At 66.9% G+C, this 12,845-nt stretch carries 8 protein-coding genes; 6 read left to right on the top strand and 2 right to left on the bottom strand.

The genetic code is table 11. The features are described 5' to 3' along the window. Positions 1–24: 24 nt before the first annotated feature. On the bottom strand, positions 25–1,605 hold the full coding sequence (locus AC1VVG_RS18300; RefSeq protein WP_124671067.1) for an amino acid permease: 1,581 nt from the start codon (positions 1,603–1,605) through the stop codon (positions 25–27). Between the two features lie 648 nt (positions 1,606–2,253). Here AC1VVG_RS18300 and amaB point away from each other — a divergent pair. Further along, positions 2,254–3,765, top strand: a complete 1,512-nt coding sequence (amaB, locus tag AC1VVG_RS18295; RefSeq protein WP_049033787.1) for an L-piperidine-6-carboxylate dehydrogenase — start codon at positions 2,254–2,256, stop codon at positions 3,763–3,765. 126 nt (positions 3,766–3,891) lie between these two features. Here amaB and AC1VVG_RS18290 read toward each other — a convergent pair whose 3' ends face one another. Further along, positions 3,892–6,336: a DUF3772 domain-containing protein gene (locus AC1VVG_RS18290; protein ID WP_034190609.1), complete on the bottom strand. Its 2,445-nt coding sequence runs from the start codon at positions 6,334–6,336 to the stop codon at positions 3,892–3,894. Between the two features lie 582 nt (positions 6,337–6,918). Between AC1VVG_RS18290 and AC1VVG_RS18285 the strand changes: the two genes are divergently transcribed. From AC1VVG_RS18285 to AC1VVG_RS18265, 5 genes are all read left to right on the top strand, one after another. After that, entirely contained in the window at positions 6,919–7,119 is a 201-nt protein-coding gene (locus AC1VVG_RS18285) for a hypothetical protein (protein WP_482835990.1), read from the top strand. Positions 7,120–7,316: 197 nt separating this feature from the next. After that, positions 7,317–8,744 (top strand): MFS transporter, encoded by a 1,428-nt coding sequence (locus AC1VVG_RS18280; RefSeq protein WP_226254204.1) that lies wholly within the window; start codon positions 7,317–7,319, stop codon positions 8,742–8,744. A gap of 365 nt (positions 8,745–9,109) precedes the next feature. Further along, positions 9,110–10,414, top strand: a complete 1,305-nt coding sequence (locus AC1VVG_RS18275; protein WP_482837182.1) for a hypothetical protein — start codon at positions 9,110–9,112, stop codon at positions 10,412–10,414. A gap of 162 nt (positions 10,415–10,576) precedes the next feature. Continuing rightward, positions 10,577–11,689, top strand: a complete 1,113-nt coding sequence (locus AC1VVG_RS18270; RefSeq protein ID WP_034190605.1) for a porin — start codon at positions 10,577–10,579, stop codon at positions 11,687–11,689. Positions 11,690–11,774: 85 nt separating this feature from the next. Then, positions 11,775–12,827 (top strand): nucleoside hydrolase, encoded by a 1,053-nt coding sequence (locus AC1VVG_RS18265; protein WP_482835989.1) that lies wholly within the window; start codon positions 11,775–11,777, stop codon positions 12,825–12,827. The last annotated feature ends 18 nt before the right edge of the window (positions 12,828–12,845 follow it).

Below are 12,845 nucleotides of genomic sequence, written 5' to 3'. Positions count from 1 at the left end.
CGGCGCAATGCGTGACGTCAGGCTTCAGGCGCCCGGCGTCGGGTTGGCCGGGCGCGCGACGTAGCCCGCGTAGCCGATGTCGGCCTGCGGGGCCGCTTCCGGCGTGGCGTTGCGTTCGATCCACGGCGCGATCTCCATGTCTTCGTAGCGTACGAGGCGGCACTTGCGCACCAGCGCGTAGCCGAGCCAGATCGCGACGAAGAACGGCAGGCCGATGTAGGTCGCGGCGACGCCGGCCCAGTCGATCTTGTCGGAGAGGAACGCCTGGTAGTCCTGGCCGAGCGCGACGACCGCGCACAGCGCGAACGCGAACAGCGGGCCGAACGGGAACCACTTCGACCGGTACGGCAGCTGATCGAGCCGGTAGCCCTGCTTCAGGAAACCCTTGCGGAACCGGTAGTGGCTGACCGCGATGCCGAGCCACGTGATGAAGCCGGCCATGCCCGACGTGTTCAGCAGCCACAGATACACGGTCTTGTCGCCGTACAGCGACGTGAGAAAGCACAGCGCGCCGACGGCCGTCGTCGCATACAGTGCATTGCGCGGCACGCCGCCCCGCGACAGCTTCGCGAAGATCTTCGGCGCACGGCCTTCGACCGCGAGGGTGTAGAGCATCCGCGTCGACGCGTACATGCCCGAGTTGCCGGCCGACAGCACGGCCGTCAGGATCACCGCGTTCATCACGCCGGCCGCGAACGCGAGGCCCGCGTGGCGGAATACGAGCGTAAACGGGCTCACGCCGATGTCGGTCACGTCGCTCTTCAGCAGGCTCGGGTCGGTGTAGGGAATCAGCACGCCGATCACGAAGATCGCGAGCACGTAGAACAGCAGGATGCGCCAGAAGATCTGGCTCACCGCGCGCGGGATCGTCGTGCGCGGGTTCTCCGATTCGCCGGCCGCGACGCCGATCATTTCGGTGCCCTGGAACGAGAAGCCCGCGATCATCGCGACGCCGAGCATCGTTGCCCAGCCGCCGGCGAACGGCGCGTCGCCGATCGTGAAGTTGCTCCAGCCGGCGCTCGGGCCGCCCTGCATGATCCCGAAGATCATCAGCAGGCCGACACCGACGAACGCGAGCACCGTCAGCACCTTGATCAGCGCGAACCAGTATTCGGCTTCCCCGAAACCGCGCACCGACAACGCGTTGAGCGCGAAGATCAGCGTGAGGAACAGCGCGCTCCACCAGACGCCCGGCACATGCGGGAACCAGTAGTGCATCACGAGCTGCGCGGCGACGAGTTCCACCGCCAGTGTCACGGCCCAGCTGTACCAGTAGTTCCAGCCGAGCGCGAAGCCGAAGCCTTCGTCGACGAATTTCGCGCCGTAGGTCGCGAACGAGCCCGACACCGGCATGAACGCGGCCATTTCGCCGAGGCTCGTCATCAGGAAATAGACCATCAGGCCGATCACCATGTACGCGATCATCGCGCCGCCGGGGCCGGCCTGCGAGATCGACGCGCCGGATGCGACGAACAGGCCCGTGCCGATCGAGCCGCCGATCGCGATCATCCGCAGATGACGGGCCTGCAGCGCACGGTGAAGGGACGGCTTCGCGGGCGGCGAGCCGGACGGACGGGGCGAATCGGGGCGGGCGTCTGAATGCATGGCGGGCGCTGGGCGCTGTCTCCGGGATTGTTTTTTCGGTGACGAAGCGCGACGCGTTGCCGGACGCGGGCCGGGGCAGCGGTGATGCGGTGCGAAACGGGCCGCCGGGGGCCCGATGAGCCGGGCCGCGGGGCGTGTCGCCTTCGTCGGGCGTCCGGCCGCTTGTCATGGCGGCCGGCGGCGCGCCGGGTGCATGGCACCTCGACGCCGCCCCGATTGTGGGTGCCCGATGTACGGGCGGCAAACGATATTTCCGAACAGGGTGATGCAGCTTTGTCATCAACTCGCGCCACGTCGGGACGCGTCCCGTGGCCCGGTCACGAGCCTTGGAAAAGTCTCGTGTCGGGACGGGAGCGCACGCGTTCTTCCTGCCGGGGTGTTGCGTTTTGGGAATGAAGTCGTGAGTTAATATCAATAGCGGCCCGACTTGTGGCCGCCGACAATGTGTTTCATGGATCGTGCCTCGCGAGGCTGGGGCGCGCCGTCCGGCCGGGCTTCCGGCGGCGGCGCGGCGCGATGCGCCGTATGCGGCGCACCGGGCCGGCCACGCGGCGCATCCGCTTGCACAGGGCGCGCGAACGCGCTCCAATCGAATCACGCGGGCGGCGCTGCCGCCGCACCGATCAATCTGTCCCTGAAGAGGAAGTGATGCAATTCAACGACATTCTTGCCGCGCTCGATATCGATCTCGCCCAGTGGAAAGGCAATGCGCTGACCGCGCGCTCGCCGCTCGACGGCGCGACGCTCGCGACGCTGGCTGTCGACACGCCGGCCGACGCGGAACGCAAGATCGATGCCGCGCACGACGCATTCCTCAAGTGGCGCACGGTGCCGGCGCCGGTGCGCGGCGAACTCGTGCGCGTGTTCGGCAATGTCCTGCGCGAGCACAAGGCCGAACTGGGCCGTCTCGTCACGCTCGAGGCCGGCAAGATCACGTCGGAAGGCCTCGGCGAAGTGCAGGAAATGATCGACATCTGCGATTTCGCGGTCGGTCTGTCGCGCCAGCTCTACGGCCTGACGATCGCATCCGAGCGCCCGGGCCACCGGATGATGGAAACGTGGCACCCGATCGGCGTGTGCGGCGTGATCTCGGCGTTCAACTTCCCGGTTGCCGTGTGGGCATGGAATGCGGCGCTCGCGTTCGTGTGCGGCGATTCGGTCGTGTGGAAGCCGTCGGAAAAGACGCCGCTCACCGCGATCGCGTGCCACGTGCTGCTCCAGAAGGCGATCCGCGAGTTCGAGAAGACTCATCCGGGCGTCGCGCCTGCGGAACTGAGCCAGCTGGTGCTCGGCATGCGCGATGTCGGCGAGGTGCTGACGGCGTCGAAGAAGGTGCCGGTCGTCAGCGCGACGGGCAGCGTGCGGATGGGCCAGGAAGTCGCGAAGGTGCTGAGCCAGCGTCTCGCGCGCGGCATCCTCGAACTCGGCGGCAACAACGGGATGATCGTCGCGCCGAGCGCGGATCTCGATCTCGTCGTGCGCGCGGTCACGTTCGCGGCGGTCGGCACGGCCGGCCAGCGCTGCACGACGCTGCGCCGCCTGATCGTGCATCGCAGCCTGGTCGAGCAACTGCTGCCGCGCATCGAGAAGGCCTACACGTCGGTGAAGGTCGGCAACCCGCTGGAAGAAGGCACGCTGGTCGGTCCGCTGGTCGATCGTGCGTCGTTCGACGCGATGCAGAAGGCGCTGGCCGATGCACGCGAGCAGGGTGGCGAAGTGAAGGGCGGCGAGCGCGTCGACGTCGGTCATGCGGATGCGTACTACGTGCGTCCGGCAATCGTGCGGATGCCGAAGCAGTCGGCGGTGGTCGAGCGCGAAACGTTCGCGCCGATCCTGTACGTGATGATCTACGACAACTTCGACGATGCGATCGAACTGCACAACGCGGTGCCGCAAGGGCTGTCGTCGGCGATCTTCACGAACGACATGCGCGAGGCCGAGCAGTTCATGTCGGCGGCGGGCAGCGATTGCGGGATCGTCAACGTGAACATCGGCACGAGCGGCGCGGAGATCGGCGGCGCGTTCGGCGGCGAGAAGGAAACGGGCGGCGGCCGCGAGTCGGGTTCGGATGCGTGGAAGGCCTATATGCGCCGCGCGACGAATACGATCAACTACAGCCGGCAATTGCCGCTGGCGCAGGGCGTGAAGTTCGACGTTTGACGTCGGTTGCCCGAATGGGCGCCATGTACGAGTGAGAAGGGCCGGTTGCCGCGGATGCGGTGACCGGCCCTTCGTGTTTCGGCGCGGGCGGCGCCATCGTCGATGACAAGCCCGCTCAGGCGATGCTCACTGCTCCGCCGCCGGCATGTTCTGCACGACCAGCATCTGCGGGCTCGACAGCGTGATCCCCGCCGCACGCAGCTGCTTCAGGATCTCGAACAGCAGGTCGCTCTTCGTCGAGCTCGCGATCCGCGGGCTCGACACGTAGCCCGTCACGCTCAGCGTGATCCCGTCCGGCGTGAGCTGGCTGAACGTCACCGACGGCGCCGGCTTCTCGAGAATCGCCTGATGCTCGCGATACGCGTCGAGCAGCAGGTCGCGCACCTGCTCGGGATCGGTGTTCAGCGGGAACGTCAGCACCAGCGTCGCGACGCCCTGCGTGCTGTTGCCCATCGTCACGTTGCGCACGTTCTGCGAGATCAGTTGCGAGTTCGGCACGATCACGGTCGAGCGGTCGCTGAGCTGGATCTCGGTCGCGCGCACGTTGATGCGGCGGATGTCGCCTTCGACGCCCGCGATGCTGACCATGTCGCCCACCTTGACGGGGCGTTCGGTCAGCAGGATCAGCCCCGACACGAAGTTCTTCACGATCTCCTGCAGGCCGAAGCCGATCCCCACCGACAACGCGCTGACGATCCACGCGAGGTTGCTCCACCGCACGCCGAGCAGCCCGAGCGTCATCAGCACGAGCAGCACGTAGCCGACGTTGGTGAACAGCGTGATCAGCGACACGCGCATGCCCGTATCCATGCCGAGCGCGGGCATGAATTCGCTGTCGAGCCAGCGGCGCAGCGAGCGCAGCAGGTAGAAGCCGATCGCGAACCCGATCACGGCGTTCAGGATCCGGTCGGGCATGATGTTCAGGCTCTGCAGCCGCTGGCTGCCGATCATCGCGACCGCGCTGTCGAGCAGGTCGCCCGGCGTCGTGCCGAAGCCGCCCGTCACCAGCGCGATGGCCGCGATCAGCATCAGCAGGCTCGTGCCGAAGCCGGACAGGACCGTGCGCGCCTGATCGAGGTGGCGGTCCTCGAGCGCGAACAGGTGCTTGATCTGCTGGCCCGTCGACAGGCCCGACGAGAACAGGCTTTCGCTCGCATCGCGCGTCAGCTGGATCAGGATGTAGGTCGCGCACAGCACGATCTCGAACCACACGAGTTCGTACGTGATGAAGCGCGCGACCGTGATGTAGCCGATCAGGAGTGCGATCAACGATACGACGATCGCCAGCGTGACGCCCGCATGGATCAGCCCCGCGAGCGTCGAGCGCTGCTCGGGCGCTTCGCCGGCCGCCGCGAGCGCGCTGCGTGCGCGGTTCGCGCGCAACAGCGACGCGCCGACCGTCAGCGCCACGACGAGCGAGACGATGCCGCGGCCGAACAGCGTGACCGACAGGCTCGTGTCGACGATCCGGTTGATCGATTCGAGCGTGCCGGACACCAGCAGCAGCGCGGCCAGGATGCTGGGGAACGGTTTCATCGCGAGCGCGACGGGATCGGCGAGCGCGGGCAGTCGCCACGACGGATGCTTCGTACAGAGCAGGGCGCGGCCGAGTCCGGCGATCAGCGCGCAGGTTGCGGCGAGCTTCGCGAACTGGTCCCACAGATCGGTCAGCGACGGCGTGAGCTCGTAGCGGCGCGCGACGGCGAGGTAGAGGATCTGAACGGCGATGGCCGTGGCCAGGAACGTCGACAGCACGGTCGACAGCGCCAGCGCGCTGCGGCGCAGGCGCGTGGGCGGCAGACGGTTCAGCGCGATCCACGCGAGCCCGCGCTCGATGAGCCGGCGGCCGCCGAGCCACGCCGCGAACGAGGCGATCAGCAGCACCGTCGTGAGCGCCCGCTGCCCGGGTACCCATGACGAATGCAGCATGTCGAGCAGCTCGTCGTCGAAATCCTGGAGCCGCTGGCGATCGTCCGGCGAAAGGTGGAACAGCGGCAGCCAGAACTGCGCGCTGAAGATGCTGCCCGAACGGAACGCGAGCTGGTTCTTCAGCAGGCTGCGATGCAGTTTCGCGAACTGCTCGGTCAGGTTCGTGAGGCTGGCCTTCTGGTCGGCTGCCTGCTTCAGCGCCGCATCGATCTGCGTCTTGCGTGCGTCGAGCGTGGCCCGTTGTTTCGCGACGGCTGCCGTTTCCGGCGCGGCGCCTTCGGCGGGCGGCGGCCCGAGCACGTCGAGTTGCGCCTGGATCTGCGCGCGTTGCGGCGTGAGATCGCTTTGCAGTTTCGCGATGTCGGTGCTCAGCTCTTGGGCCGAGTCGTCGAGCGCGTCCAGTTCCTTGCTGTTGGATGTCGTCGAGGTCTGCTGCTTGATGCGGTCCAGTTCGACCTGCATCTGCTTGAGCTGCGCGATGGCGTCGTTCAGCGAGATGGCCGGGACGGGGGCGCCGACGCCGCTTGCGCCCGGGGCCGAAGCGGCCGCCGGAAACGCCGACGCGGTTGCGATCGCCGCGAACTGCAGCAGCGCGATCAGCGCGATTCGGCAGGCGTACGTGGATAGTCGTTGTATGAACATGGATTCTTACGATTTGCCGACGATGCCGGGTGCCGAAAAGCAGCCGGAAGCCGGTGGTTGGCCCGACTGCATGTTACCGGGGCGCGGGCCATCGATTTCCGAATCCGCATGGGCGACGTTTCGGCGCCGGGCAGGAGGGGCCGACCGCGGGAAATCCCGCTCGCCCCTGTCTTGTCAAGGGTGTGCCGACCGAATCGCGTCCGAAACCGCGCGATGTTGTCGTTCAGCCGCGGCAGGCGGCTGGACAGATGGTTACGAAATTTACATGAAGTTGGCCCGACGGCGGTTCGTGCTAATTGGGGCGCGAGTCATGGCGGCATACGCTGCCGATGCTGAGCTTTCATTTCCCTGTCGCTTCATCGTCGGTAAAATGCCGCGGGTCGCTGGCAGGCGTCCGGGACATGAGAAGGGTGGGCCGCCTGCCGCGCGGCGAAAAACGAACAACGAAAAGAAATCCTGAGAGCATGGCTGACCGATGTTCATCCGGACGACGTCGTCGCATCCGGTGAAGGTTTCAACGCGTGGCTGATCAGCGTGACGCATGGCTACGTGGACGTCGATCGATTGAAAACGGTCGCGAGCATGATTCCGGTGCTCAACAACCTGATGGCGCTGGCCGATGCGCTCACCGACATCGTCTCGATCATCCGCAAGCGAGGCGACGAACTGCTCGACTATCTCGGACTCGCGATCAACCTGATCGGCGTGATTCCATTTCCGCCCGTACTGGCGCCCATGCGCCTCACGGCGCGGCCGCTTCTGGCAACGTCGATTGGACGATAGGGAATCTTGTTCGACGTTGTGCCCGGTCAGCCAGCTATAACGAACCGGCTCGCTACATCTGTTCCAATGCGGCCGATGCGCCCGTGCGTCAATTGATTGATGTGCTCAGCCCCCCGCCTCGCTAAAATGCGCGAAGCCGCTCGCCAGTTCCCCTCTGCTGGCGCCAACGACAATCAAGAATCCGGAGACTCGCCACCATGGCATCCACCCAGCCCGACCCGCTCACGGCAGCAGGCGCCGCCCGCCCCGCGGCGATCGACCCCGGCTCCATCTCGGCGCGCCTCGACCGCCTGCCGCCGACCCGCAGCGTCTGGAAGCTCGTCGTGCTGCTGAGCCTCGGCTTCTTCTTCGAACTCTACGACCTGCTGTACAGCGGCTACGTCGCGCCCGGGCTCGTGAAAAGCGGCATCCTGTCGGCGACGACGCACGGCCTGTTCGGCACCACGGGCGTCGCGAGCTTCATCGCCGCGCTGTTCTCCGGGTTGTTCATCGGCACGATCGCATGCGGCTTCCTTGCCGACCGCTTCGGCCGCCGCGCGATCTTCACGTGGTCGTTGCTGTGGTACACGGCCGCCAACGTCGTGATGGCATTCCAGGACACCGCGGCCGGGCTGAACTTCTGGCGCTTCGTCGTCGGTCTCGGCCTCGGCGTCGAGATGGTGACGATCGGCACGTACATCTCCGAGCTCGTGCCGAAGCAGATTCGCGGCCGCGCGTTCGCGTGCGAACAGGCGGTCGGCTTCGTCGCGGTGCCGGTGGTCGCGTTCCTCGCGTACCTGCTCGTGCCGCATGCGCCGCTCGGCCTCGACGGCTGGCGCTGGGTCGTGCTGATCGGCGCGCACGGCGCGCTGTTCGTGTGGTGGATTCGCCGCGAACTGCCGGAAAGCCCGCGCTGGCTCGCGCAGCAGGGGCGCGTCGACGAAGCCGACCGCATCATGCGCGCGCTCGAGGCGAAGGTCGAAGCCGAATACGGGCGGCCGCTGCCGCCGCCCGCGCCGGCCGAACCCGTGCCGCCGCGCGGCAGCTTCCGCGACATGTGGGTGCAGCCGTATCGCAGCCGCACGATCATGATGACGATCTTCAACGTGTTCCAGACGGTCGGCTTCTACGGCTTCGCGAACTGGGTGCCGACGCTGCTGATCAAGCAAGGCATCACGATCACGTCGAGCCTGATGTATTCGAGCGTGATCGCGCTCGCGGCGCCGATCGGCCCGCTGATCGGCCTCGTGATCGCCGACCGCTTCGAGCGCAAGTCGGTGATCGTCGCGATGGCGGCGGCGATCGTCGTCTGCGGGCTGCTGTTCAGCCAGACGACGGTGGGCGCGTTCCTGATCGTGCTCGGCATTGGCCTCACGCTCGCGAGCAACATCATGTCGTACAGCTTCCACGCATACCAGGCCGAGCTGTTCCCGACGTCGATCCGCGCACGGGCAGTCGGCTTCGTCTATTCGTGGAGCCGCTTCTCGGCGATCTTCTCGTCGTTCGTGATCGCGGCCGTGCTGAAAGGCTTCGGCACGTTCGGCGTGTTCGCGTTCATCGCGGGCGCGATGGTGATCGTGATGGTCGCGATCGGGTTCATGGGCCCGCGCACGAAGGGCATCGCGCTCGAAACCATTTCGAAGTAGTCGGCAGGTACGCACGCGTGTCGCTTCGTTTGTGCGACATGCGTGCAATACGGTTTCGATGGGGACAACGCGTCGCCGGGATGATTTGGCATGCAAATTGATTTGACGGGGAGTCGTTTCATATCGAACGCGCCGAATCGCCGAATCCACAAGCGTGACACGCAACGAAGCCGCAAACGGCAACGAGTTGAAACAAAGCGTGACGAAGCGCAAATCCACCGCCAAACCACGACTTCCGTCGCTGCCGATTCTTCCGTCGGCGCGTAAAATGAAGGGCCTGACGACTCATTAGCCGCCATCGGACCGCACGCGTTGCATTAGCGAACGGCTCCGCCGCGAAGAGGCGTCGGCGCCGGGCGCGCATGATGCGCCAGACGTGTCGATGGCTTGCGCGGAAGATGCGCCGCTCGCAACAGCACCACGCGGCGGCCGGATCGGCCGATGGCTTCGAACGTATGATGCTTTCCAGCTTGACGCGGCGAATTTCGAAGTCGCGCCGTCGTACCCGCACAGTCGCCGCGTATGCGTCGCTCGCTGTCGTGCTGCCCGTTTCCGTTCTTGCCGGGTTGCCTGCCTTCGCCGCATCCGACGCTTCGTCGTCCGTTGCTCCGTCATCCTCATCAGTGGCATCGCCCGCGTCGACGGCTTCTCATGCGCACCCGGGCTCGTCCGCGCATGTGTTGCCAGGTACATCGCCCGCACCGTCCGCCCCCGCGGCATCGCACGTGCATCATGCAGCGCCGGCCAGTGCGGCATCGGCCGCTTCCGGCGCTTCTTCCGCAGCTTCTACAGCCGAACCCGCATCGGCCGCATCCGCCACCACCGCCAGCGAGGCCGAAGCCCCCGCGCCGACCCCGCCGCGCCGGCATCCGCCCCTATCGGCCGAGGAAGCGAAGAACGCGACGGCGCGCGCCGTCGACATGCGCAAGCGCTTCACGCAGGAAGTCACCCGCCGATTGAACGTGCCCGCGAGCGAACAGCGCGCCTACGGCGAGCGGCTCCAGAAGGCGCTCGTCGACGCGGACCTCGGCGACCTCGCCGGCGAATACGTCGCGATGGTCGACCGCGCACCGAACGTGCAGGCGCTGTTCATCTACTTCCGCGCCACGCCGGCCAATGCGTGGCTGATGATCGGCGCCTCGCCGGTCGGCACGGGGCTGCCGGGCAAGTACGACCATTTCCTGACGCCGCTCGGCGTGTTCCATCACTCGCCCGACAACATGGATTTCCGCGCCGAAGGCACGACGAACGAGAACGGCATTCGCGGTTATGGCCGCCGCGACATGCGCATCTACGACTTCGGCTGGGTGGACGGAGAACGCGGCTGGGGCAAGGGCGGCGTGTCGCCGATGCGCTTCCAGATGCATGCGACCGATCCCGACCGCCTCGAAGCGCTGCTCGGCATCCGGCATTCGAAGGGCTGCGTGCGGATTCCCGCGTCGCTGAACGCGTTTTTCGACCGCCACGGCCTGCTCGACGACGATTACCAGGCGCGTGTCGAAGCCGGCAAGTCGCTGTGGGTGCTGCCGCGCGATCGCGACATCACGCCGATCGCGGGTCGTTATCTGGTCGTGATCGACAGCGCGCGCAAGGCGCGCCCGGCCTGGGCGCCGATGCCGGGGCGCAACGCATGGTCGAAGGTGCCGAAGGGCGGCGACACGGCGGACTGATCGCCGGCCGCCGAACGCGGAGGGAATGCAGGGATGAGAATAAATCCGTTTTATTGATACATAAGAAAAGCAAACTTTTATTATCCGATCCGGGTTCGTATAGTCGAGTCCAGTTTCGCGGAACCCCGCCGCGCCTGGCCCACCACCGACCACACGACCCGCATGAAAACTCTCTACAAGCTCGCTCCGCTCGCGATGCTCGGCGCCTTCGCGACCCATGCCGGTGCGCAAAGCAGCATCACGCTGTACGGTCTCATCTCGGCCGGCGTCGGGTTCGCGACCAACCAGGGCGGCAAGAACGCCTGGCAGGCGCTGTCCGGCACGAACCAGAACCCGCGCTGGGGGCTGAAGGGCAAGGAGGATCTGGGGCAGGGGCTGTCCGCGGTCTTTCAGCTCGAGAACGGCTTCAACGTGATGACGGGCACGGCCGCGCAGAACGGCCGCGAGTTCGGGCGCATGGCCTATGTCGGCCTCGCCGACCGCACCTACGGTTCGCTGACGTTCGGCCGCCAGTACGATGCGATCCACGACTACATCGGGCCGGTGATCATCGCGAGCAACGGCGTGAACATCGGCGACAACGACAACGGCTACAACGACATCCGCGTGCAGAACTCGGTGAAGTACGTGAGTCCCGTCTACTACGGCCTGAAATTCACCGCGCTGTACGGCTTCAGCAACGCGACCGGCTTCGCGAACAACAGCGCGTACAGCTTCGGGCTCGGCTACGAGCAGGGCGCGCTGCGCTGGAGCGCCGTCTATGCGCAGTACAACCATCCGTACAGCGCGACGAACCAGGACGGCGCGATCGCGAACGACTATGCGTCGCCGCTGCTGATCTTCAGCAAGAGCGCGATGTCGCCGGCCGCGTATGCCAGCCGGCAGCGGATCGCGGGCACGGGCGGTTTCTACACGATCGGCCGCGCGCAGTTCGCCGCGATGTTCACCGACGTGCGCTACGATTACCTCGACAATTCGCATCTGCACCTGCAGAACCTGGGGGTGAACGTCGTCTACACGATGACGCCGCAGCTCTTCCTCGGCGCCGCGTACGCGTTCACGAACGGCAAGTACGACGTGATCGACAAGCGTCCGAAATGGCATCAGGTGAACCTGCAGGCCGACTACTTCCTGTCGAAACGCACCGACGTCGCGCTGACGGTGATCGCGCAGCAGGCGGCCGGCGACGCGGACCACGCGCAGATCTTCGCGTACGCGCGCTCGACCGGCACGCGCCAGATGATGGCGACGCTCGGCGTCCGGCACGTATTTTGAGCGCCCCCAATCCTGCCGCCTCGCGCCTGGCCCCCCGGAGGCAGGAAAACGTGGGGCGGCCCGGCGTTTTCTCGAGAGCCCGACCATGACTCATCCGATCGCATCCCGCCGCACCTTCCTGAAACTGTCCGCCGCGCTGGCCGGCACCGCGCTGCTGCCCGAGGCGGGCGCGTTCGCGGCCGGCGGCGATGCTGCGCGCCGCACGGTGATCATCGATACCGACCCGGGGCAGGACGACGCCATCGCGATCCTGCTCGCGCTGGGCGCGCAGGACCGGCTCGACGTGCGAGCGCTGACGGCCGTCGCGGGTAACGTGCCGCTCGACCTGACCGAACGCAACGCGCGGATCATCCGTGACTGGGCCGGCCGCACGAAGACGCTGCCGGTCTATGCGGGCTGCCCGCGCCCGCTCGTGCGCGATCTCGTGACGGCCGCGAACGTGCACGGCAGGACGGGGCTCGAAGGCGTCGAACTGCACGAGCCGCGCGCGCCGCTTGCTGCCGGCCACGCCGTGTCGTACCTCGTCGATACGCTGAGCCGCGCGGCGCCGAACAGCGTGACGCTGTGCGCGCTCGGCCCGCTGACCAACCTCGCGACCGCGCTGGTCGAGGCGCCGCAGATTCGCGGCGCGCTGCGCGAAATCGTGCTGATGGGCGGCGCGTTTTTCGAGCGCGGCAACATCACGCCGGCCGCCGAGTTCAACATCTACGTCGATCCGCAGGCGGCCGAAGTCGTGTTCGGCAGCGGCGTGCCGATCGTCGTGCTGCCGCGCGACGTCGCGGTGAAGGCGCCGATCACGCCGGCGCGCGTCGCGCCGTTCCGCACGCTCGGCAACCGCTGCGGCGCGATCGTCGCGGACATCATGGATGCCGAGCTCGCATACAACAAGAAGCGGCGCGGCGTCGAAGAGGCGCCGATGTACGACCCGACGGCCGTCGGCTATCTCGTCGATCCGACGCTGTTCGGCGGGCGCAAGGTGAACGTGGTGGTCGAGACGACCGGCCAGTGGACGCTCGGCGAGACGATCGTCGACTGGAACGGGCGCAGCGGCCGTGCGGAGAATGCAACCTGGATCAACGAGGTCGATGCGGACCGCTTCTACGCGACGCTCGTCGAGCGCATCGCGAAGCTGCCTTGAGCGCAGCGCGCAGGGCGC

It is taken from the genome of Burkholderia sp. L-4 (genome assembly GCF_056856535.1).
This window is presented reverse-complemented; position numbering and strand designations above follow the sequence as displayed.